Genomic DNA, 22,472 nt, shown 5'->3' with positions numbered 1-22,472 from the left:
CAAACGGGTGCGAACCGCACGCGGCAGCGCACGGCGCCCCGCCACTACGGTGAGGCGGGTGAGGTGTCAGACCGCCGTACCGCGCCGGCGGTGGAGGATGTCGGTGGCCAGGTCGACCGCCTCGCGGACCGGCACGAGGCGGCAGCGGGCGCCGCCGATGCGGCGCTCGGTCACGCCCACGGCCTCCCGCAGGACTTCGCTCCCCAGCTCGGCGAAGTGGAGGTCGTCCAGGTCGGGGGCCTTGAAGGAGATCCAGCCCTGCGGGCCCGCGCAGCGGTACTCGCGCAGCGGGACGTCGGGCATCCGCTGGTCCGCCAGGTGGAAGGCGGTGAAGCGGGACATCGGGACGCCGATCATCACCACCTGCGCGTCGAGGTCGTAGAGCCGGCCGAGCGGGGAGTCCGGCCCCAGGTGGGAGGTGAGCTCGTGGGTGCGGGTGATCTCCCGGGCGAGCGCGCCGAGCGCCGCGAACGAGGTCTGCGGGTGCGAGCTGCGCCGGGCGCCCGCGCGGGTGCGGATGTGTTCGGAGAGGGCGCCCATGGTCTCCGAGCAGGGTGTGGTGGCCGGGTCGAAGGGCGGCATCCCCGAGCGGTAGGCGTCCAGCTGGGACGGGGAGAGGCCGGCCGTCGCGGCCGCGTGGATCCGGGAGGTGGCGGAGTTCTCGGGGGTGGCCGTGTAGGCGACCAGGGTGCCGCGGGCGGGGGCGTCGAGGGCGTGCAGCAGGGCGTCCACCACGGTCGCGGCGCCGCCGGGGACGGGGCCCAGGGCCCGCAGGGAGGCCTGGACGTGGACGACCGCGCCGGGGCGCACGCCGAGTTCGGTGAAGTGCTCGGCCAGTTCGGTCTTTCCGAGGACGCGGGGTTCGGTGAGGATGACGGTTCCCCAGGGTGAGGGCCCCGGGTGCGGGAGCCCGGGGCGGGTGGGCGGTCAGCTGCGGTGCTGCGGCGCGTTCAGCAGTGGCGCGGTCAACGGTGGCGCGGTCAACGGTGGCGCGGTCAGCCGTGGACCACCGCCGTCGCGCGGGCCGCCCGTTCGGCGGCCGCCGGCAGCGGGACCTCCAGCCAGGGTGAGATCGTCCCGCGCATGCCGTCGGTGAAGCGCAAGCCGAGCGCGGTCAGCGAGCCCGACCCGGCGAGCCGTTCGACGGCCTCGGCCGTGTAGCGGCGCCACAGGGCGAACTGCAGGCGCGCATGGTCGGCCGCCGCGCCCGGCAGGCCGTCGTAGGCCAGGGTCCGGGCGCCCCAGAACTCGGTGACCGCCAGGTGCGCGTAGGTGCCCTGGAGCAGCCCTTCGAGCGGACGCGGGTCCGGACGCCAGGGGGCGAGGTACAGCGAGTCGTCCGCCGGGTCGTAGAGGTCCAGCAGGTCCAGCACCGCGCCCAGCTTGACGTGTTGGAACTCGTGGGCCAGCAGCAGCCCCAGGATCGGCGCGGTGGCGGGCCTGGCGATGCCGACCGCCCCGAAGGCCTGCCGGGCCGCCGCGCTGAGGTCCCGCCCGGCCGGTCCGGGCCGCAGCGGGGTCACCGTGGTCAGGCCCGCCCGGACGCCCTCGGCGTAGCTCGGCAGGTGGTGGCCGAGCAGCTCCCAGGCCTCGCGCAGCGCCCCCGTCCAGTTGAGGCGCTCGGCCTCGGACAGCCGCTCCTCGACCGGGTGGTCGTGGCTGTCGCGCTGCGGGTCGGTGTCCTCCAGGGCGACCGTCCAGCCGTCGGCCAGCCGGACCCGGTGGACGGGCTGCCAGCGCGGGTCGGCCCGGGTGATCACCTCACCGGAGGCGGTGCGGACCGTGAAACCGCCCGCCGCCCCCGTGACGACCGCCTCCCCGTCCGGGAGTCCCGTCAGCCGCCCCAGGGTCGGCAGTGCCAGCACCCCGCCCCGGACGGGCACGGCCAGCGCGTCCCCCTGCCCGGCCCGGACGGCGGCCGCGGCGGCCAGCGCGGCCAGCGGCCCGAGGCCCGAGCCGAGGTCCCCCGCGAGCCGCCGGGCTGCCCAGGCCCGCGCGTACGGGTGGGCCAGGACGGCGTCCAGGGCCGCGGGTGCGGTGCGGTCGAGGGTGGACAGCTGCTCCCACGCGGCCGAGTGGCGCAGGCCCGAGGCGCCCCAGGCGGCGGCCAGCATCGCCCTGGTCAGGGCGAGTTGGGAGCGGGCCAGGGCCAGGACGGTCTCCGTGCCGCCGTGGCCGCGGGCCAGTTCGTCGAGCTGTTGCCCGGTGAGCGCCGTCGGCACCACCGGCTCGGTTCCCTGCGCGGGCACGGCGGGCAGCGGGTTTCCCCGGCCGGCGATGCCGTTGATGAGCGTCATGAGGTCCCCGCAGTAGACGGAGGGATGGTCGAAGCCGCCGCCCTCATCGTCGTCGCGGTAGCGGTGGGCGTACAGACCGCCTCCGCAGGACCGCACGACGGGACAGCCGCGGCAGGTCTCGCTCAGGCCGTCGAGCCCCGCCTGCCGGACGGCGATGCCGGGGTGCCGGGCGACCTGGTCGAGGCTGTGGGTGAAGACGTCGAGGCCGGTCGCGGGCGCGCCGTCGTAGGCGGTCTTGAGGCTGTCCGCCTGTTCGAAGGTGCCGTCCGTCTCCAGCACCACCAGGTCGGACGGCTCCAGGCCGAGCGACTCGGTGAGGCTGGTCAGGCCGCGGAGCGTGCGGTGGACCGATTCGAACGTGCGGACGGCGAACGGGCGCCCGTCGGCCTCCCACCGGTCGTAGACGGCCAGCAGCCAGTCCGCGTAGGGGGCCTCCCCGGCGCCGGCCGGGCGTTTCGGCGGCTCGTCCCAGGTGGCGTGCGGCAGCAGGAAGTCGACGGCCGGGGGCTGGAGTTCGGCCAGCGCGCGGTAGACCGCGACCGGGTCGTTCTCGACGTCGATCGTGCAGAGCAGGCCGGCGAACAGGTGCCGGTACGCGGGCAGCCGCAGCAGGCCAACGGCCCGCAGCACCTGGGGGTGGCTGCTGCGGCCGTCGGCGTAGCGGCGGTGGCGGTCGTTGGCCGCGCGGTCGCCGTCCAGCGAGACGCCGACCTTCACGCCCAGTTCGCCGAAGAGTTCACAGAACGCGCGGTCCAGCAGCACGCCGTTGGTGTGGATCCGCAGGTCCAGGGCGCAGTCGGGCGCGAGCGCCGAGCGGAACGCCTCGACCGCACGGCGCAGCCGGTCCGGGCCGGCGAGCAGGGGTTCTCCCCCGTGCAGGACGACCCGGACGGCGGACAGCCGGTGCGTGGCCGCGTGCTCGCCGATGCGTTCGGCGGCCTTGGCCAGGACCTGGTCACCGATGACCTTGGGCCGCCCGCGCCAACTGGTGTCCGCATGCTCGTAGACATAGCAGTGATCGCAGGCTAGGTCGCAACGGCTGTGCATCTTGACCACGAATTGCGTTAATGGCTGCGGAATTCGCGTCATCACAGGATCTGATTCAATTGGATTCGCTCTGGGGAAACCCGGGCCGGTAAAAGAACGGGTCGGTCAGATCGAGGAATTGAAGGCCGCGACCGAGACCAGACCGGAGTCCGCCCCGGGCAGGGCGCGGCGCAGCCGGGCGGCGAGCTCCTCCGCGCCCAGCGCGGCCAGGTCGGCGAGCGAGGGGCGATCCAGCATGTCCTGAGGGTCCGTCAGTTCGCTGGTTGGCCGGGTGCTGGTTACCGGTGTCATATTCGTTCCTTCTGGCGCGGTTAGGCCCTGGCGAGGATGGGTAGCCTCGGTCGACCAATCTAGCTCCAGCAGGGCTCGCGCGATGCCCATGCGCGGCAGCTTCGCCGGGCAAGTTGGCATCCGCCCAGGAACTGGGCGCCTCGTTGCCCAAAATTCACCCGTTCAGCGGTCGCGCACTCGCCGTTCCACGCGCCGAGAGGCCTTCCGGGCCGATGGATCCGGCCCGGAAGCCCCCTCACTCAGTGCTGGCCGAGGTATCCCCAGGCCGCAGTGGCGACCTGGCTGCCCAGCGCGCCGGCCGCTCCGGCGCAGGCCGCGAGGACCATCGCCTCACCGATCCGGCGCAGCATCGTCGGCCGGCGCGGGCCGCCCGACGGCCCCGGTTCCGGCCCCGAATCCGGCCCCGAATCCGGCCCCGAATCCGACTGCGACTCCGACTGGTCGCCCCCGCTTGTACCCTGGTTCATTGGAGTACCCCTCCTGATAGAGACCGGTGCTCAGGGGGGCCCTGTGGCTGTCAGGCGGCAACCTGACCAGTCGCCAACAGGGCTCCCCGTTCTTTTTCCTGACGGGAAATGAGCCATTTCTTCGGTGACCGCGGCGCCGCGCTCCTCCCCCATTTTATCCGCCGCGGGCACCCCCCTGTCGTCTCGTCACCCGACCGGTGGACGCGACCACCACTCACTCGAACCCGCGTACGGTCCGCGCGAGTTCCGCGGTGAACTCCAGACCGGCGGCGGTGAGTTCCCCACAGCTCGCCAACGTGGCGGCGGCGATGCCCGTGTGCACCCGCCATAGGGCGAACTCCCGTTCGGCCCGGGCCCGGTCCGGCGTACCGGCGGCCAGCTCGCCCCGCCAGAAGTCCGCCACGCCCAGGTGCGCATAGGCGCCCTGCAGCAGGGCCCCGACCGGTCGGAGGTCGGGGCGCCAGGGGGCGTGGTAGACGGCGGCGCCGTTGGGCTGGTGGAGCGGTACGAGGTCCAGCAGGGCGCCGAGTTGGACGTGCAGGAACTCGTGCACCAGGGCCAGCGCCAGCAGCACCGGGTCGGCCGGGAGCGAGGCCGCGACCGCGCCGTACGCCCGTCGGGCCGCCGCGCTGACCGCCGACCCGTCGGGGGCCGGGTGCAGCGGCACGAGGGTGCCGACACAGGCCGCCACCGCCTCCGCATGCCGGCGGTGGCGACGCACCAGGATGCGCCACGCCTGCGCCAGCGTGGCTTTCCACTCGGCGAGTTCGGCCGAGGTCAGCGGCCCGGCGACCGGTCGACCGTAGCCCGCTCGGCGCGGTCCCGCATGGTCGATCACGGGCGTCCAGTGAAGCCCGTCGCACTCCAGCGGCACCGGCTCCCCCGCGGGCCCGCCCCGGACGAACTCGCCCAGCGCCGCGAGCGGTGCGGCCGTACCGGCCGCCAGACCGCGCAGGCAGTCGGCCGCCCAGGCGTCCAACTCCGGGCGCAGCAGGGCCCGCTCCCAGCCGTCCCGGTCCGTCGACCGCAGGGCACGCAGCTCGGCGTACGCCGCCGCGAAGGCGTCCTCACCGGGCGGCAGCGCCCGCCGCAGCGCCAGCAGCAGCAGCGCCCGCTTGCTCAACTGCCCGGCGCGCAGCAGCCGTACGGCCTCCGCTCCACCGCGGGCCGCCGCGATCGCCCGGAAGACCTCCCGGTCCACGCCGTGCCGCGGCAGCCCGGCCGCGGCTCTGGCGCCCGGCACCCCGGCCGCCACCACCTCGCCCGCACCCGTGTCCACACCCATCGCCCACACTCCCGTCCCTAACCCGTCCCGAATCAGCAGCGCGTCCCGAAGCGGCCCGCACCGGCCCGGCTCACCCAGCCGCCCCCGCCGCCGGGGCGGCGCCGAGACCGGCCACATCCGCCCGGAGCCGGGCCGCAATGTGGCGAATCAGCCGGTCCAGGTCCGCGCAGTACACCGAAGGCCGGTCGAAGCGCCCGTCCCCGTACCGGTGGGCGTAGAGGCCGCCGCCGCACACCGCCGCCAGCGGGCAGCCGGCGCAGACCGGGCCGAGGCCCTCCAGCCCGCGCTGGCGGGCCTGGAAGGCGGGGAGGGCGGCGGCCTGCGCGAAACCGTGCCGCCAGACGTCCAGGCCCGTCCCCGGCGCCCCGTCGTAGGCGGCCTTGAGGCTGTCGGCCTGCTCGATGGCACCGTCCGTCTCCACCACCACCAGGTCGACCGGCGCCAGCCCGACGGACTCGCTGGCGGCCCGGCCGCCGAGCAGCAGCACCGCCAGCTCCTCGAACAGCCGGATGCCCGTCTCCCGGCGCGGCGCGCCGTACCAGCGGTCGAAGGCGGCGATCAGCCACTCCCCGTACGGGGCCGCCTCGGCACCCGTCGGGGGCGCCGGCGGCGGTGAGCGCCGCACACCCGGCGGCTGCGCCTCCCAGGTGCCGTGCGGCAGCAGCAGGTCGATCCGGGGCGGCGCGAACTCCAGCAGCGCCTCGTAGGTGGCGACCGGATCCGCGGCGAGGTCCACCACGCAGAGCAGCCCGGCGAACAGCTCCCGGTGCGCGGCCGAGCCCAGCAGCCGGATCGCCTCGGCCGTCCGCGCCCAGCTGCCGGCGCCGGAGGGAAGGCGCCGGTGCCGGTCGTGGTCGGCGGCGGTGCCGTCCAGCGACACCCCCACCGCGACCCGGTACCGGTGCAGGACGTCCAGCAGCGCGGGCTCCGCCGACAGCCGCAGCCCGTTGGTCTGCAGGCTGAACCGCACCCGGGCCCCGGCGCCGCGGGCCAACTCGCCGAGCAGCGCGTCGAGGTGGTCGGCGCCGACGAGCAGCGGCTCGCCGCCGTGCAGGATCACCCCGACCTCGTCCAGCCCGTACCGCTGCGCGTGCTCGGCGATCCGCCGGGCGGTCCGCCGGACGGTGGCCAGCTCCATCCGCCGCGGCCGCCCGCGCCAGCTCTGGTCCGCCGCCTCGTACATGTAGCAGTAGTCGCAGGCCAGGTTGCACCGACTGTGGATCTTCAGCAGATACTGCCGGAACGGCACCATGCCGGCGAGCCTAGCGCCCCCCTGACGAGCCGCCAGGGGGGCTTCACACGGACGGCGTCACACGGACGGCGGTTCGATGTCCGAGTCCAGCCGCTGCCGCGCCTTCACCGCCACCGTGGTCGGGTGCTCCTCCCCCAGGGTCTGCCGGGCCCGCCGGACGCAGTCGGCGTGCAGCCGGGCGGAGCGCTCCCCCTCCCCCTCCGCGGCCAGCGAGAGGGCGAGGTTGGAGTTGATGCCGATGGTGTCGTAGTGGTCCGCGCCGAGGGTCGCGGCCATCATCGGCGCCCCCTGCTCCTCCAGCGCCAGCGCGGCCGGCCCCTCCCCCGCCAGCACCAGGTCGTTGGCGTGGTTCATCATCGCGATCGGGATGTACAGGTGGCTGTCGCCGAGCACCGCCCGGAACTGCCGCAGGGTGCGCGCCGACAGCTCCCGCGCCTCCACGATCCGCCCGGCCAGCCGCAGGTAGACGGAGAGGTTGTTGGCGCCGGCCAGGGTGACGGGGTGGTTCTCGCCGAGGTAGTCCCGGTAGCGGGCGAGGGCCCGCTCGGCGAGCTGGATGGCCCGGTCGGTGTCGCCGAGCGCGTTGAGGTCGCTGGCCAGGTTGGTGGCGGCGGCCAGGGTGTCGGGGTGCTCGGCCCCGTTGATGTCCAGGTAGCGCTGGTAGATGTCCTCGTCGATCTCCAGCGCCTCGTTGTACCGGCCGGCCCGGCGCAGCGCGACGGCGAGGTTCTTGCGGGCGCGCAGGGTGTCGGTGTGGCCGTCGCCGATGGTCTGCTGGTAGATCCGGACGGTCTCCTCCAGCAGGTCCAGCGCCTCCCGCAGCCGCCCGGTCTCGCGCAGGTCGCGGGCGTAGTTGCTGGCCGAGGACAGCGCGTACAGGCTGTGCGCGCCCAGTGCGTCGCGCTGCTGGAGGTAGTTGCTGCGGTGCCGTTCGAGCGCGGCCCGGCGGTCCCCGGCGAGGTAGTCGGAGACGGCCAGGTTGTTGGTGATCATGAGGGTGCGCGGGTGGTCCGGGCCCAGGGTGCGCCGGGCGGCGTCCAGGGTCCTGCGGTCCATCGCCCTGGCCTCCTCGTAGCGGCCCAGGAAGCGCAGGTCGGCGCCGAGGCTGTTGGCGACGGCGAGGGTGTGCGAGTGCTCGGGCCCGAGGGTGGCGGTGAAGCGCTCCAGGATGTCCTTGTCCATCTCGTACGCCTCCTGGAGGGCGCCCTGGGAGCGGCGGATGTTGCTCAGCTGGGTGCGCAGCATCAGGGTCTGGGCGTCGTTCTCGACGTCGAACCCGGAGCCGCCGTACCCGTCCTGGCGCCAGTGCTCCAGGGTGCGCTCGGCGAGCTCCCGGCCGGACTCGTGCAGGCTGCGCTTCCACTGGTAGCGGACCGAGTCGATGATCCACTGCCGGACGTCCTCGTCGCCGCTGCTGGCGGCGCCGGACGGCCAGAGGTGGGGCAGGAGTTCGGCGTACTGCGGCCAGTTGGCGGGGATGTCCGGGTCGCCGGGGTTGGCGGTGGCCAGCGCGGCGTGCACCACCGCGCGGATGTCGGCGCGCTGGCCGCCGGCGACCTGGTCCCGGAGCACGGCCTGGACCAGCCGGTGCACGGTGATGGTCTCGCTGCCCTGGTCGGTGCGGGCCAGGCCGTACCGGTTGATGGCGCGCAGGAACTCGCCGATCGCCAGCTTGTCCCGGGGCGCGCGCGGGGGCAGCCGCAGCGCGTGGGTGACGGCCCGGCTGTACAGCAGCCGCATCGGGATGGCGTCCGGGCCGAAGAAGGCGCAGATCTCCAGGATCTGGGCGGCGGGGGCGTTGACCCCGCGCAGCTCCTCGACCGAGATCCGCCAGGTCGCGGCGGCGGAGTGCGGGTACTCGGCGGGGCGCAGCCGGGTGCGTTCGAGCATCTCGGTGAGCGCGTCGTCGAGCAGTTCGAGGTAGGTGGAGACCGGCATGGAGGTCTCCTGGAGCCAGACGGCGGCCTGGCCGACGGCGAGCGGGAGGTCCCCGAGCCGGTCGGCGACCTGGTCGGCGTCGGCCTGGGCCAGACCGGTGTTGAAGCGGCGCAGCAGCCGGACGCTCTCCTCGCGCAGGAAGACGTCGACCTCGACCAGCCCGGCGTGCTTGGACCAGCCCTGGTTGCGGGAGGTGATCAGCACGTGTCCGCCGGAGGAGCCGGCCGGCAGCCAGGGCGCCAGCTCGTCCGGGGTCCCGGCGTTGTCGTAGACCAGCAGCCAGCGCCGGTACGGGTGTCCGCGGCGCAGCGCGTCGAGCACGGCGGCGGCGGTGTGCGCGACGTCGTCGCTGCTCTGGACCCCGAGCCGGGGAGCGAGCTCGGCGAGCTTCTGCGGGATGTTGGCGGCCTCCTCGGCGGGCACCCACCAGACCACGTCGTAGGCGGCCTTGAAGCGGTGCGCGTACTCGGCCGCGATCTGCGACTTGCCGGCGCCGCCGAAGCCGTAGAGGACCTGGCTGAGCACCGCGGTGGGCCCGGCGGTGAAGCGGTTGCGGAGCAGTTCGAGCAGTCGGCCTCGCCCGGTGAAGGAGGCGTTGCGCGAGGGCGCGTCCTGGACCTGCGGGGCGGTGCCGGGGAAGCGGGCCGGCGCAGCGAACTCCCCGCTCTCGGTGTCGGGTTGGCGACTGGCTCCGGGCGGCGGGCCCAGCTCGCTGTAGAGCTGGGACTCCGCGAGGACGGCGGAGGAGCGGACCAGGTCGGGGGCGGCCGGGCCGACGAACGGGCGGGGCACCGGCTCGTCCGAGCCCTGCAGCCGCAGGGCGACCAGCAGCGGTGAGCCGCTGGTGAGTTCGCGCCCGCCCAGGAGCTGCCAGACCTCCGCGGCGCGGGGCAGCGCGGTGTACTCGGGCGAGAGCAGGGCGAGCATCCGGCCCTGCCCGTCGAGCGGGCCGGCCGCCTCGGCGGGCAGGCCGCTGTACGGCTCGGCGGCGTTGTGCAGCGAGGTCTGGTAGCCGAACCCGGTGAGCGTGGCGGAGGCCCACTCGGCCCACATCCGGTCCTCGGGGGCGTAGCTGACGTACACCTGGCGTGGCATGGTGCGGGTGGCGCGCAGGTAGGCGCCGTACAGCCGGCGGCGGGCCTCGCCGCTGAGCGGCCGCAGCGCCCGGACCCGGCCGTCGGTGATCCACCCGGCCAGCCGTTCGAAGGCGTTGAGCAGGCTGCGCGCCTCCTGCGGCCGGTCGGCGACGGTGGCGGGCACCTCCTCGTAGGCGTAGAAGGGCTTGTACGGGACTTCGACGTCGCTCCAGTAGCCGGCCCGGCGCTCGGCGGGCAGCCAGCGGCCGAGGTAGGGGGCGAAGGCCTCGCGGGCGAAGTCCCGGCCGGCCTCCAGGCGCTCCTGCTCGGCGTCCTCGACCCGCATCGGGACGGGCAGCACCCGGATCGCCCGCTCCTCGGCCTCGGCGATGGTCCGGGCGGCGTCGACGCCGCCGCGGATGTTCTGGGCGCTGAAGGTGAAGCAGTCGACGACGGTGTCGGGCATCAGCACGGTGCAGATCCCGGAGGTGTCGCTGACCCCGGTGCGGCTGTCGATCAGCACGTAGTCGTAGCTGCGGGCCCAGCGTTCGCGCAGCTCGCGCAGGAACTCCCCGCCGCGGATGTCCCGACCGTGGTAGAAGCTGCGCCAGTTGAAGCTGGTGACGGCGGCGGAGTAGGCCGCGTTCTGCCGGCCGGCGGGCAGGAAGTCGAGCCGGCCGCCGGGCGGCAGGTCGAGGGCGAGGCCGCAGATGTAGCCGTCGAGGCGGCCGGGCTCGTCCAGCCAGGCGCCGGGGGTGACCCCGGACGGCCCGGCCGCGGAGGGCAGCGCCTGCTTGACGTAGGAGCGCAGCAGGTCGATCAGGCCGTCGGTGGCGTGCAGCTCCGGGTCGACCAGCAGCGGGTGGTAGTAGCGGTGCAGGCCGGGCGCCTCCAGGTCCCAGTCGACCACCAGGACCCGCAGGCCGCGGCTGGCGAGGATCCAGCCGACGTTGGCCAGCGCCATCGTTCTGCCGGTGCCGCCCTTGAAGGAGTAGAACGTGACGACCGAACCCGGTCCGGTCCGCTCCGACTCGACACCGGGCTCAGCGAACATCGTCCTGCTCCCCCCTCAGCGGCACGGCAGCGCCGTCCGGGCTGCGGCGCGGGCCTGGCGGCCACGCCGGGATGGCCAGCCCGGGCATCACCGGGCCGGCTTCGTCACCGCCGGGGCCGAAGCCGAAGGCAGCGCCGTCGACATCGTCCCCCCAATCGAAGTTGTCGTCCATCAGCTTGTTCTGAGCAACCGTCACCATGATGGTGAGCTGGTCGTCGAAGCTCTCCCGGGGCACCGCGACCCGGAACAGGTGCTCCGGATCGCTCCGGCGCAGCCAGTTGCGGCGGAACACGCCGCGCACGCCGGCCCACAGCGCGTCGCGCTCCGGACCGCCGCTCGGGTCGTCGCTGCCGGAGGGCACCATCACGCCGGTGACCGGGTGGTTCTGGTCGTCGTACTCGCGCAGCGCCGACCGGTAGCGGTCGCTTCCGGCCATCCACGGGTCCACCAGCAGCACGCTGATCTGGTTGTCCTCGCGGGCCTGGTCGAGCTTCTCGCCGAGGCCGGTGCCGATCTCCTCCAGGGTGGTGGTGTGCCCGGCCGAGGTGATCACCTGCTGGGCGCGGACCACCAGGGACGGCTGGGTCGGCGGGTGGTAGGGCGCCCAGTGCCAGGGCTTGGGGCCGTACCAGCCCCCGCGGTGGGCGCCGCCGCCCTCCGGCGCGCCCACGGCGGCGGGGACGGGCGGACCGACGGCCTCGGGGGCCCGTGCGGCGGGCACGTCCGAGGCACGGCCCGCCGCGACGAACAGCCGGACCATCCCGGCGGTGGGCGCGGGCCGGACCGGCGCCGCCACCGGGAAGTAGCCGCGGACCGCGCCGAGGTCGAAGTCGGGCAGCTCGGTGAGCCGGCGGGCGGCCGCGTCCCGGATCCGCTCGGCGACCACCCGGACGACCTGCCGGTACTCCGCCCCGAGCGGGTCGGTGCGCAGCAGGTCGCGCAGCCCGGAGCGGACGTAGGTCTCGCCCATGCCGAGCTGGACGTACTGGATCTTCAGGACCTCGTCGGGCAGTTCGTCCGGCAGGGACTCCCAGAGCACCGGGATCAGCGCCGGGACGATGTCGCCCGCCAGCTCCTGGTGGCGGCGGACCCGGCCGCGGAAAGCCGTCCACTCCTTGCCGCAGTACAGGCTGGCGAAGTACGCCGGGGAGTAGAGCGCGACCATCGTGCGGCAGCGGGCCAGCATCTGGGCCAGCTGCTGCTCCCAGTTGTCGCCCAGCCGCAGCCGCTCGGTGTCGCGGTACGCGAGCTCGTCGGCGCCCGCGACGGACTCGATCCGGCCGAGTTCGTCCCGCAGGTCGTTGAAGAACTGGTCGACGAAGGCGTCGCCCGCCTCGTAGTCCCGCCGCGCGTAGCTGAAGAAGAAGTACGGCCGCACTGCACCCCCCGGGCCCGTTCACGCTGCGACTGCGCTGCTGTCATACCCAGCATGTCGTGAAGTCAGCCGGTCGCGCCGGGGAGTTGGCGAAGACCGTGGCCAGTGCCCGGCCGCGGGGCCCGCCAGGACGTTCTAGAGCGCGGACTGGAACGCGGCGACCGGCTCCGCGCCGGGGACGAGGGCGTCGCCCACCACCCGGCGGAGCAGTTCGCCGAGGACGGTGTCGGGCAGCCCGTCGAGCCCGTCGAGGGGCAGCGCGGTGACGTCGACCAGGTCGGAGCCGAGCCCCGAGCAGGTTCCCGAGCCGATTTCCGCATCGGTGACGCCCATCAGTCCCTCACTCGGTCTCGCGGCCCAGCGGGCTCGGTTCGGATTCGGCCCGGTCCGCGACGCGCATCCTACACCTGACCGATCCTCAGAACCCCTGTCGCGCCGCGCTGCTGTCATCCGTCCAGCCGTCTCCTGCGCCGTTCCCGGGGCCCGGCTCACGGGCAGAGCCGCTCCACCCGCCAGCCCGTCGGGGCGGACGGGTCGGCGAGGTAGCGCAGCCGGTCGTGCAGCCGGTTCGACCGGCCCTGCCAGAACTCCACACTGGCCGGAACCACCCGGTAGCCTCCCCAGAACGGGGGCACCGGAACGCCCTCGCCCTCCGGGTAGCGCCGCTCCAGTTCGGCGTACCGCTGCTCCAACACCTCGCGCCCGCCGATCGGGCTGGACTGCTCACTGGCCCAGGCACCGAGCTGCGAGCCGTGCGGGCGGGTGCGGAAGTAGGCGGCGGTCTCGTCCCGGCCGACCTTCTCCACCCGCCCCTGGACGATCACCTGGCGGGCCAGCGCGATCCACGGGAAGAGCAGCGCGGCGTGCGGGTTGACGGCCAACTCGGCGCCCTTGCGCGAGCCGTAGTTGGTGAAGAAGACGAAGCCCCGCGCGTCGAAGCCCTTCAGCAGGACGGTCCGCGAGCTGGGCCGCCCCTCGGCGTCCGCGGTGGAGAGCACCATCGCGTTGGGCTCCACCACCCCCGCGTCGTCCGCCTCGTGGAACCAGCGGGTGAACTGGCCGATCGGCTCGGCGGTGAGCTGCTCCTCGACCAGGCCCTCATGGCTGTAGTGCTCGCGCATGACGGTGAGGTCCGGCCCGGGCCGGACCTCGTCGGCGAGGTTCCGGGTGGCGGGGCTCAGGGGCGTCGGGTGGGCGCGTTCCGGGTTCTGCACGTCAACATCATCCCGTACGACAAGCAACCGGCACCGCTACGTCCGGACAAACCCCGGTGGGAGATAAGGTGTCTCGCCACCGCTCGACTGTCCGCCGTACGGTGAATTGTCCGGAAGCGCGCCTTTGGTTCCGGAGAATTCCCGGGCTCGACCGGCCCTCGACGGAAAAGTCAAGCGGGCCCCGGGGAAACATCACCACGGTGGTGTATGGCGCAATGCACCCCGTGCCTGTCACTCTGGCACCGAGTGCCAACCACCCATCGGTCACCGGTGAACCGCCCCACCTCGGCGGCCCGCCCATCGCAGAACTGAAGGAGCCGTCGCATGTCCGACTTCGTACCCGGGCTTGAGGGAGTCGTCGCTTTCGAGAGCGAGATCGCCGAACCCGACCGGGAAGGCGGCGCCCTGCGGTACCGAGGAGTCGACATCGACGACCTGGTCGGCCACGTCTCCTTCGGCCACGTCTGGGGCCTGCTGGTGGACGGCAAGTTCAACCCCGGCCTGCCGGCCGCCGAGCCGTTCCCGATCCCGGTCCACTCCGGTGACATCCGGGTCGACGTGCAGTCCGCCCTCGCCATGCTCGCCCCGGTCTGGGGCCTCAAGCCGCTGCTGGACATCTCCGCCGAGCAGGCCCGCGACGACCTCGCGCGCGCCGCCGTCATGGCGCTGTCCTACGTCGCCCAGTCCGCCCGCGGCCAGGGCCTGCCGATGGTCCCGCAGAGCGAGATCGACAAGGCCGAGACGGTCGTCGAGCGCTTCATGATCCGCTGGCGCGGCGAGCCGGACCCGAAGCACGTCAAGGCCATCGACGCCTACTGGACGTCGGCCGCCGAGCACGGCATGAACGCCTCCACCTTCACCGCCCGCGTCATCGCCTCCACCGGCGCCGACGTGGCCGCCGCGCTCTCCGGCGCCGTCGGCGCGATGTCCGGCCCGCTGCACGGCGGCGCGCCGTCCCGCGTGCTCGGCATGATCGAGGAGATCGAGCGCACCGGCGACGCCACCGCCTGGGTCAAGAACGCGCTGGACAAGGGCGAGCGCCTGATGGGCTTCGGCCACCGCGTGTACCGCGCCGAGGACCCGCGCGCCCGCGTGCTGCGCCGTACCGCCAAGGAGCTCGGCGCGCCGCGCTTCGAGGTCGCCGAGGCGCTGGAGAAGGCCGCGCTGGAGGAGCTGCACAACCGCCGCCCCGACCGCGTGCTGGCCACCAACGTCGAGTTCTGGGCCGCCATCATGCTGGACTTCGCCGAGGTCCCGGCGCACATGTTCACCTCGATGTTCACCTGTGCGCGCACCGCCGGCTGGTCGGCGCACATCCTGGAGCAGAAGCGCACGGGACGGCTCGTGCGCCCCGCCGCGCGCTACATCGGCCCCGCCCCGCGCAGCCCGCGCGACATCGAGGGCTTCGACGCCATCGCGCACTGACACACCACCGCTGAGCAGCGGGTTCGGCCTTCCGCCGGACCCGCTGCCGGTGTGTCTCGCGGCCGTGGAGATCACATCTCAGCGGGCGGACTGCCGTTCCGCCCGCGCAATCGCGGCCGGTAGGCTGCGCCCGTGGCTCAGATCCAGATCCCCGCTGACATCAAGCCCGCAGACGGCCGTTTCGGCTGCGGCCCGTCCAAGGTGCGCCCCGAGGCCCTGAGTGCCCTCGCCGCGACCGAGACCTCCCTGCTCGGCACCTCGCACCGCCAGGCCCCGGTGAAGAACCTGGTCAAGCGCGTGCGCGAGGGCGTGAGCAGCCTCTTCTCCCTCCCCGAGGGGTACGAGGTGGTGCTCGGCAACGGCGGCTCCACCGCCTTCTGGGACATCGCGGCCTTCGGCCTGGTGCGGGAGAAGTCCCAGCACCTCGACTTCGGCGAGTTCTCGTCCAAGTTCGCCTCCTCGGTCAAGGCCGCCCCCTGGCTGGCCGAGCCGACCGTCATCAAGACCGCCCCGGGCACCCACCCGCTGCCGGTCGCCGAGGCGGGCGTGGACGTCTACGGACTCACCCACAACGAGACCTCCACCGGCGTCGCGATGCCGATCAGGCGCCCGGTCGGTGCGGACCAGGGCTCGCTGGTCCTGGTGGACGCCACCTCGGGTGCCGGCGGCCTGCCGGTCGACATCACCGAGACCGACGTCTACTACTTCGCCCCGCAGAAGTCCTTCGCCTCCGAGGGCGGCCTCTGGCTGGCGGCCTTCTCCCCGGCGGCCCTGGAGCGCGCCGCCGAGATCGCCGGCTCCGGCCGGTACATCCCGCCGTTCTTCGACCTGCCGACGGCCATCGACAACTCGTCGAAGGACCAGACGTACAACACCCCGTCGATCGCCACCCTGTTCCTGCTGGCCGACCAGCTGGAGTGGCTGAACGGCAACGGCGGCCTCGACTGGGCCGTCGCCCGGACGGCCGACTCCTCGGGCCGCCTGTACGGCTGGGCCGAGAAGTCCTCGTTCGCGAACCCGTTCGTGGCGAACCCGGCCGAGCGCTCCCAGGTGGTCGGCACGATCGACTTCGACGACGCGGTGGACGCGGCCGCCGTCGCGAAGGCACTGCGTGCCAACGGCATCGTCGACACCGAGCCGTACCGCAAGCTCGGCCGCAACCAGCTGCGCGTCGCGATGTTCCCGGCCATCGAGCCGTCGGACGTCGAGGCGCTCACCGCCTGCATCGACTACGTGGTCGAGCAGCTCTGACCGGGCGGCACACACACGGCTGAGGGCCACCGCCTGCGGGCGGTGGCCCTTCGTCCTTTTTCGGCCGTGCTACCTGTTGATCAGCGAGCCGATCACCACGACGGCCAGCAGCAGCACCAGGGCGCCGGTCACGATACGCATGCGAGTCTTGGGGTCCACGGTCAACGAGCGTACCCGCGCCCCGGCCGGGGCTAGACGCCGAGGTTGGACCCGCCGGTGGCATCGAGCTGCTGGCCGGTGATCCAACGGGCGTCGTCCGAGGCCAGGAAGGCCACGATGTCCGCCACGTCGGCGGCCTCGCCGACCCGGTCGAAGGCCGAGTACCCGGCCGCCTGGGCCCGCGCCGCCGGATCCGCCAGCCAGGGGTTGATGTCGGTGGCGACGATGCCCGGCAGCACCGCGTTGACGGTGATCCCGCGCGGCCCGAGCTCCTGCGCGAGGGTCAGCGTGAAGGTGTTCAGCGCGCCCTTGGTCATCGCGTAGGAGACGGCCGTCGGGAACGCCACCCGGGTGACCCCGGAGGAAACGTTGACGATCCGGCCGCCGTCCCGCAGCCGGCCGAGGCCCTGCTGGACGATGAAGAACGGCGCCTTGACGTTCACCGCGAACACCCGGTCGTAGCCCTCCTCGGCCACCTCGTGGACCCGCCCGCTCAGGCCGATCCCGGCGTTGTTCACCAGGATGTCCAGCCCGCCCCCGGCCCCGCTGCGGGCCAGCCCCTCGTCGAACGCCGCCCAGAGCGCCTCGGCGTCCCCCGGCACGCCGAGCTCGGCCCCGATCGCGAAGGCCCGCCCGCCGGCCCGCCCGATGGCCTCCACCACCTCGGCGGCGGCCGCCGCGTTGCCGCCGTAGTGGACGGCGACCAGTGCGCCCTCGCGCGCCAGCCGCTCGGCGATCCCCCGCCCGATCCCCCGGCTGCCGCCCGTCACCAGTGCCGTCCTGCCCGCAAGCGCGCCCATGGCCACGCCCCCTCATTTCTGTAGCGGTCGCTAATGAATGGAACCGTAGCACGCCTTCTGTAGCGGCCGATATAAAATGGTCCGCATGGCCACCAGCACCCCCCAGCGCGGACGACCCCGCTCCTTCGACCGCGACGCCGCCCTGGAGCAGGCCCTGCGGCTGTTCTGGGAGCGCGGCTACGAGGCGACCTCGGTCGCCGACCTCACCGCCGCGATGGGCATCCGCCCGCCGAGCCTCTACGCGGCCTTCGGGGACAAGCGCTCGCTGTTCGACGAGGTGGTCGCCCGCTACCGGGAGGGCCACGGCTCCTACGCGACCCGCGCGCTCGCCGAGGAGCCCACCGCCCGGGCGGGCGTGGCCCGGATGCTGCGCGAGGCGGCCGCCGAGGCCACCGACCCGGAGCACCCCTGGGGCTGCCTGCTGATCAGCTCGACGGTGAACTGCACCTCACCGGAGGTCGCCGAGGCCGTCCGCCTGCTGCGCAACGCCAACGTCCGGGCCCTGGAGTCACTGATCCGGGCCGACGTCGCGGCCGGCCGCGAGCCCGCCGAGACGGATCCGGCCGCCCTCGCCCAGTTCACCGCGACCGTCCTCCAGGGCATGTCCCAGCGCGCCCGGGACGGCGCCACCCGCACCGAACTGGAGCGCGTCGCCACCGACGCGATGCGGGTCTGGCCCTGACCGAACGCCTGCTGGAGGCCCCGGACTTATCCCGTTGACCGGCGCCGCGCGGGTGCCGCTAACATGCCCCCACGATCTAACGATCTTCATACCATTGGGGGACCTCCACACATGCGCGCCTCCCGCGCCGCGGCCTTCGCCGCGCTCATGCTCGCCGCAGTCACCGCCCTGCCCGCCGCGCCCACCGCCGCGGCCGCCACCACCGGCCAGGTCGGTCCCGCCGGCACCTGGTACTCCATGTCGAACTACCGGGTGCTGGACACCCGGGTGGGCAAGAACGTCCCGGTGGGCACGGTCGGCCCCGACAGCATCACCCGGCTCGACGTCACGAAGGTGCTGTTCGGCATCACGCCGACCGCCGTGGTGATGAACGTGACCGCGGTCGACGCGACCGACAACAGCTTCATCACCGCCTTCCCCGACGGCCAGGCCCTGCCGACGGTCTCCAACCTCAACGCCACCCCGAACCACCGGGTCACCTCCAACCGGGCGACGGTGCAGGTCGGCGCCGACGGTGTGGTCAACATCTACAACCACGTCGGCCGCGTCCACCTGGTCGTCGACCTCCAGGGGTACTACAGCGACCGGGACGGGGGCGGCGACGGCGGCCGCTTCGTCGTCGGCGAGCCCACCCGCCTGCTGGACACCCGCACCGCCATCGGCGGCCACCCCGGCAAGCTGGTCGGCGGCACGGCGGGCGTGATCAACCTGGACGCCTCCTCCGTCGGGTCCCCGAGCGACAACATGGTCGTCCAGGCCACCGTCACGGAGCCGACCGAGAGCGCCCACCTCACCATGTACCCGGCGGGACAGTCCCCCTGGAACACCTCCGACCTCAACTTCGACCCGGGGCAGACGGTCACCAACCTCTCCTACGCCTACACCACGGGCGACCGCCGGCTCGCGCTCTACGCCAACAGCGGCGAGGCCCACGTCGTGGTGGACTACATCGGCGGCTTCGTGCGACGCGCCAACGACAGCAGCAGCAGCGGCAAGTTCATCCCGGTGAACCCGGTCCGCGTGCTCGACACCCGCGAGGGGCTGGGCGCCGCGGAGGCCAAGGCCGCCCCCGGCTCCACCACCCGGGTGAAGGTCACCGGCCTGAACGGCGTACCGGAGACGGTCGCCGCCGTCGTCCTCAACCTGACCGGCACCAACGCCGGCGAGGACGGCCACATCACCGCGTTCCGGGCCGGGGCCGCGCGTCCGTCGACGTCCAGCCTCAACTACACCGGGAACGAGGACACCGGCGCCATGACGGTCGTCCCGGTGAGCACGGACGGCTACGTCGAGCTCTACAACCCGCACGGCAGCGTGGACCTCGTCGCCGACGTCCAGGGCTACTACAGCAGCTGATCAGGACGCCCCGGGGAGGGCCGCACCCTCCCCGGGGCGCCTCAGCTCCAGTCGGCCAGCGGCCAGGCGCGGACGGTCTCGTAGTGGGTGAGGCCGCCGTCGAGCTCGCTCTTCATCAGGTGCAGCTCGGCGGCGTCCCACTCCGGTCCGCGGTACTCCGCGAGCGCCGCGGCCAGGCCCTCCAGCTCCGCCGCCGCGACCCGCTGGACGGCCCGCCGGTGGCCCCGGGAGGAACCGGCCCGGGCGAGCGTCAGATGCGGGTGGAAGGTGAACGCGTCCACCTCCCCGGTGAGCTCGGCAGTGGCCTCGCCGACCGCCTCGGCGAGCCTCCGCAGGGCCCACGTCCGGCCCTCCACGCCCGCCCAGAGCACCCGGTCGCCGAACCGCCCGGCGCCCGCCAGCCGCAGCCGGTGCACCTCGTGGACCTCCGCCACCGCGGCCAGGCCCGCCTCCAGCTCCGGCAGCCGCTCGACCGGCACCTCGCCGAGGAACGCCAGGGTCAGATGCCACCCCTCGACGGTCGTCCAGCGCAGCCGGTCCGCCCCCGGCATCCCGCGCACCGGCGCCACCGCGTCGGCCAGCCCCTGCAACGCCTCGACCGGCGGCAGTACCGCCACAAACAGCCTCATGAGGCCATCTTCCCGCGCACGGCGTCCTGGGCTACAACGGATTTCATGAAGATCCGCAACGGTGGCCCCGACGACGCCGCCGACCTCCTCGCCCTGCTCGACGGCGCCGTGGCCTGGCTGGCCGCCCAGGGCCGCACCCGACAGTGGGGCGACCAGCCCTGGAGCAGCCGGCCGAAGGCCGTGGAGAAGGTCCACGACTACCTCGGCGAGGCCTTCCTGGTCCGGCTCGCGGTGGACGAGGAAGGCCGGACGGTCGGCTCCTGCGTCCTCGCCGAGGAGCCGCCCGCCTACGTCGCGCCGGCCGGCGAGCGCGAACTCTACGTGCGCAACCTGGTGACCGACCGGTCCCGCTCGGGCTCGGGGATCGGCGCCGCCCTGGTCGCCGACGCGCTGGACGAGGCCCGCCGCCGGGGCATCGGCCTGGTCCGGGTGGACTGCTACGCGGGCGGCGACCGCCGGCTGGTCGGCCGGTACCGGGCGCTCGGCTTCACCGAGACCGAGTACTTCGAGGCCGAGCAGCCGGACGGCGTCTGGGAGGGGCAGATCCTGGCCATCAGGCCCTGAGAGCCGGCCCGCCCCGTCGGTCACGGGCGGCTCGGGCCGCCCGTGACCGCTGACATGACATCAGCAGGCCGCGGCCAGCTGGGACTTGGCGCGCGCCGTGGTGCGCGGCACCACGGCCACCACCCGTCCGCCGCGGCCCGGGTGCAGGTCCACCCGCACCCGCAGGTCCGCACTGCGGGCCAGCACCAGGCCGACCACCCCGGCCGCCAGCGCCGACACCAGACCACAGGCCAGCAGCCCCAGCCGGGGCCCGTACGAGGCCGTCACCCAGCCGACGATCGGGGCGCCGATCGGCGTGCCGCCGGTGAACACCAGCACCAGCAGGCCCATCACCCGGCCCCGCATCTCGGGGTCGGTGGAGAGCTGCAGCATGGAGTTGACCGAGGTGTTGAAGCTGAGCCCGAACACCCCGATCAGGGTCAGCAGCACCGCGAAGGTCCAGTAGCCGGGCGCGAAGGCCGCCACCGCCTCCAGCGTGCCGAACGCCAGCGCCGCGCCGACCAGCCTGCGCAGTCGCGGCGCGCCCCGGCGGGCCGCCAGCAGCGCACCGGCCAGCGAACCGACCGCCATCGCGGTGTTCAGCAGACCGTACTGCCCGGCGCCGACCTTGAAGGTGTCGTACGCGAAACCCGACAGCAGCGTCGGGAAGTTGAACCCGAAGGTACCGATGAAGCCGGCCAGCACCATCGGCCAGAGCAGCTCGGGCCGCTCCTTCACGTACCGCAGCCCCTCCCTCAACTGCCCCTTCTGGCGGGCGATCGGCGCGGTCGGACGCAGCTCCGACGGCCGCATCGCGAGCAGTCCGCCGATCACGGCGACGAAGGACAGCGCGTTCACCGCGAAGGCCCAGCCGCTGCCGACCGCGGCGATCAGCAGGCCCGCGACGGCGGGGCCGATCAGCCTGGCGGTCTGGAAGTTGGCGGCGTTCAGGCTGACCGCGTTGGCGAGGTCCTTCGGTCCGACCATCTCGGAGACGAAGGCCTGCCGGGTCGGGTTGTCGACCACCGCGACCAGGCCGAGCAGCAGCGCGAAGGCGTACACGTAGTACGGGGTCACCACACCGCCGATGGTCAGGACGGCGAGGCCCGCGGCGAGCAGGCCCATCGCACCCTGGGTGTAGATCAGCAGCCGGCGCTTGGGCATCCGGTCGGCGAGCACGCCGCCGAAGAGGCCGAGCAGCAGCATCGGCAGGAACTGCATGGCGGTGGTGATACCGACGGCGAGCGGGCTGCCGGTGAGGCTGAGGACCAGCCAGTCCTGGGCGATCCGCTGCATCCAGGTCCCGGTGTTGGAGACCACCTGGCCGGCGAAGAAGTAGCGGTAGTTTCGCACCCGCAGGGAGGAGAACATCCCCCCGGGCCTGGTGAACTCGGCTCCGGTCGGGGACGGGGCCGCCGGGGGGCGGCCGGGAGCGGCGGGATCTACCGCCGCGGTGCGTTCGTCAGGGTCGTCGTCGCCGTTGCCGGGCAGCCCCGTGGGAGCGGGTGCCTGGGCGTCGGCGGCCGCGGCGCCTGCCGCTGCGGGTTCGGTGGTCGGGTCGTCGGTACGGATGGCGGCGCTGGCTGCGGCCGGCGGTGTCACGGTGCTCTCCCCTCGAGGCACGACGACCCGCTGGGGGGTCGTCGCGCTCCTGATGTCGGTCATTGGTCCTGCGGTGATGCGGTACTCCTTCGTCCTCCGGCGGCTGACCGGAACGAGTGGCCCTCAGAGATGTGCGAGCTTGTACAGCACGGGTGCGGCCTCCCTGAGGACGGCCCACTCGTCCTCGTCGAGCCCCTCGGCGAGCTCGGCGAGCCAGGCGTTCCGGCGGCGGCGGCTCTCCGCGAGGATCGCCTCCGCCTGCTCGGTGCTGCTGACGACCACCTGGCGGCGGTCCTCCGGGTGCGGCTCGCGCCGCACCAGGCCCTTCTCCTCCAGCATCGCGACGATCCTGGTCATCGAGGGCGGCTGGACGTGTTCCTTCCGGGCGAGCTCGCCCGGCGTGGCCTTGCCACACCGGGCAAGGGTGCCCAGCACCCCCATCTCGGTGGGGCTGAGCGACTCCTCGTCCCTTTGGTGGCGCAGTCGTCGGGAGAGGCGCATGGTGGACGACCGCAGCTGACTGATCGCTGCGAGGTCCCGCTCGGACATCTCGGGCATGTCCTTAGTCTATGTCATTACTCTCGCTAAGGAAAATTCATTCCGTCACCGGCGCACCGGCCGCCGGGCGGCACGCCCCGCGCGCGCCGGCGCCCGTCCCCACACCCCCCGGCGCGCCTGGCCGTGCCGGGCGGGACCGCCGGTGCGATGCTGGAAAAGGGTCATGATCCG

At 73.6% G+C, this 22,472-nt stretch carries 18 protein-coding genes; 5 read left to right on the top strand and 13 right to left on the bottom strand.

What is annotated here, in order from left to right; translation table 11 throughout:
* Window positions 1–66: 66 nt before the first annotated feature.
* The 9 genes from ACGFZP_RS35395 to pdxH all read right to left on the bottom strand — a co-directional run bounded on the left by ACGFZP_RS35395 (window position 67) and on the right by pdxH (window position 13,203).
* The gene (locus ACGFZP_RS35395; protein WP_392940794.1) at window positions 67–810 is read right to left on the bottom strand and encodes an aminoglycoside N(3)-acetyltransferase; all 744 of its coding nucleotides are present in this window, start codon (window positions 808–810) and stop codon (window positions 67–69) included.
* A gap of 185 nt (window positions 811–995) precedes the next feature.
* Window positions 996–3,386: an FxsB family cyclophane-forming radical SAM/SPASM peptide maturase gene (locus ACGFZP_RS35390; RefSeq protein ID WP_392940792.1), complete on the bottom strand. Its 2,391-nt coding sequence runs from the start codon at window positions 3,384–3,386 to the stop codon at window positions 996–998.
* Between the two features lie 63 nt (window positions 3,387–3,449).
* Window positions 3,450–3,581, bottom strand: a complete 132-nt coding sequence (locus ACGFZP_RS35385) for a hypothetical protein (RefSeq protein ID WP_392940790.1) — start codon at window positions 3,579–3,581, stop codon at window positions 3,450–3,452.
* A 735-nt stretch (window positions 3,582–4,316) separates the two neighbouring features.
* Window positions 4,317–5,387, bottom strand: coding sequence for an aKG-HExxH-type peptide beta-hydroxylase (locus tag ACGFZP_RS35380; RefSeq protein WP_392940788.1), 1,071 nt, complete (start codon window positions 5,385–5,387; stop codon window positions 4,317–4,319).
* A gap of 70 nt (window positions 5,388–5,457) precedes the next feature.
* Complete coding sequence (locus ACGFZP_RS35375; RefSeq protein WP_392940786.1) at window positions 5,458–6,639, bottom strand: FxsB family cyclophane-forming radical SAM/SPASM peptide maturase; 1,182 nt, start codon at window positions 6,637–6,639, stop codon at window positions 5,458–5,460.
* 57 nt (window positions 6,640–6,696) lie between these two features.
* A complete protein-coding gene (gene fxsT / locus ACGFZP_RS35370) occupies window positions 6,697–10,707 on the bottom strand; it encodes an FxSxx-COOH system tetratricopeptide repeat protein (RefSeq protein ID WP_392940784.1) in 4,011 nt (1,336 codons plus the stop codon).
* Complete coding sequence (locus ACGFZP_RS35365; RefSeq protein WP_392940782.1) at window positions 10,697–12,085, bottom strand: TIR-like protein FxsC; 1,389 nt, start codon at window positions 12,083–12,085, stop codon at window positions 10,697–10,699. Before ACGFZP_RS35365 ends, fxsT begins: the two co-directional genes overlap by 11 nt.
* Window positions 12,086–12,217: 132 nt before the next feature.
* On the bottom strand, window positions 12,218–12,415 hold the full coding sequence (fxsA, locus tag ACGFZP_RS35360) for an FxSxx-COOH cyclophane-containing RiPP peptide (RefSeq protein ID WP_392940780.1): 198 nt from the start codon (window positions 12,413–12,415) through the stop codon (window positions 12,218–12,220).
* Window positions 12,416–12,570: 155 nt separating this feature from the next.
* On the bottom strand, window positions 12,571–13,203 hold the full coding sequence (gene pdxH, locus ACGFZP_RS35355) for a pyridoxamine 5'-phosphate oxidase (RefSeq protein WP_392940843.1): 633 nt from the start codon (window positions 13,201–13,203) through the stop codon (window positions 12,571–12,573).
* A gap of 417 nt (window positions 13,204–13,620) precedes the next feature.
* On the opposite strand from pdxH, the gene ACGFZP_RS35350 reads away from it, so the two are divergent.
* Together ACGFZP_RS35350 and serC are read left to right on the top strand one after the other, a co-directional pair.
* Window positions 13,621–14,721 (top strand): citrate synthase 2, encoded by a 1,101-nt coding sequence (locus ACGFZP_RS35350; RefSeq protein WP_392940778.1) that lies wholly within the window; start codon window positions 13,621–13,623, stop codon window positions 14,719–14,721.
* 132 nt (window positions 14,722–14,853) lie between these two features.
* Window positions 14,854–15,972, top strand: a complete 1,119-nt coding sequence (gene serC, locus ACGFZP_RS35345) for a phosphoserine transaminase (protein ID WP_392940777.1) — start codon at window positions 14,854–14,856, stop codon at window positions 15,970–15,972.
* A 191-nt stretch (window positions 15,973–16,163) separates the two neighbouring features.
* Here the strand turns inward: serC and ACGFZP_RS35340 are convergent, their stop codons facing one another.
* Window positions 16,164–16,931 carry an SDR family oxidoreductase gene (locus ACGFZP_RS35340; protein WP_392940775.1) on the bottom strand — a complete coding sequence of 256 codons (768 nt, stop codon included), beginning with the start codon at window positions 16,929–16,931 and terminating at the stop codon, window positions 16,164–16,166.
* An 85-nt stretch (window positions 16,932–17,016) separates the two neighbouring features.
* On the opposite strand from ACGFZP_RS35340, the gene ACGFZP_RS35335 reads away from it, so the two are divergent.
* Complete coding sequence (locus ACGFZP_RS35335) at window positions 17,017–17,613, top strand: TetR/AcrR family transcriptional regulator (RefSeq protein ID WP_392940773.1); 597 nt, start codon at window positions 17,017–17,019, stop codon at window positions 17,611–17,613.
* Between the two features lie 111 nt (window positions 17,614–17,724).
* Window positions 17,725–18,969, top strand: a complete 1,245-nt coding sequence (locus ACGFZP_RS35330) for a hypothetical protein (RefSeq protein WP_392940771.1) — start codon at window positions 17,725–17,727, stop codon at window positions 18,967–18,969.
* A 41-nt stretch (window positions 18,970–19,010) separates the two neighbouring features.
* Here the strand turns inward: ACGFZP_RS35330 and thpR are convergent, their stop codons facing one another.
* Entirely contained in the window at window positions 19,011–19,598 is a 588-nt protein-coding gene (gene thpR / locus ACGFZP_RS35325; RefSeq protein WP_392940769.1) for an RNA 2',3'-cyclic phosphodiesterase, read from the bottom strand.
* A 45-nt stretch (window positions 19,599–19,643) separates the two neighbouring features.
* On the opposite strand from thpR, the gene ACGFZP_RS35320 reads away from it, so the two are divergent.
* Window positions 19,644–20,162, top strand: coding sequence for a GNAT family N-acetyltransferase (locus ACGFZP_RS35320; protein WP_392940768.1), 519 nt, complete (start codon window positions 19,644–19,646; stop codon window positions 20,160–20,162).
* Between the two features lie 60 nt (window positions 20,163–20,222).
* Here the strand turns inward: ACGFZP_RS35320 and ACGFZP_RS35315 are convergent, their stop codons facing one another.
* Together ACGFZP_RS35315 and ACGFZP_RS35310 are read right to left on the bottom strand one after the other, a co-directional pair.
* The gene (locus ACGFZP_RS35315; protein WP_392940766.1) at window positions 20,223–21,806 is read right to left on the bottom strand and encodes an MFS transporter; all 1,584 of its coding nucleotides are present in this window, start codon (window positions 21,804–21,806) and stop codon (window positions 20,223–20,225) included.
* A 60-nt stretch (window positions 21,807–21,866) separates the two neighbouring features.
* Window positions 21,867–22,301, bottom strand: coding sequence for a MarR family winged helix-turn-helix transcriptional regulator (locus ACGFZP_RS35310; protein ID WP_387942234.1), 435 nt, complete (start codon window positions 22,299–22,301; stop codon window positions 21,867–21,869).
* Between the last annotated feature and the right edge of the window lie 171 nt (window positions 22,302–22,472).

This window comes from Kitasatospora sp. NPDC048239, from assembly GCF_043202015.1.
Classification (GTDB): domain Bacteria; phylum Actinomycetota; class Actinomycetes; order Streptomycetales; family Streptomycetaceae; genus Kitasatospora.
Note: the sequence above shows the minus strand (reverse complement) of the source record. Positions and strands in the feature narration are given on the sequence as shown.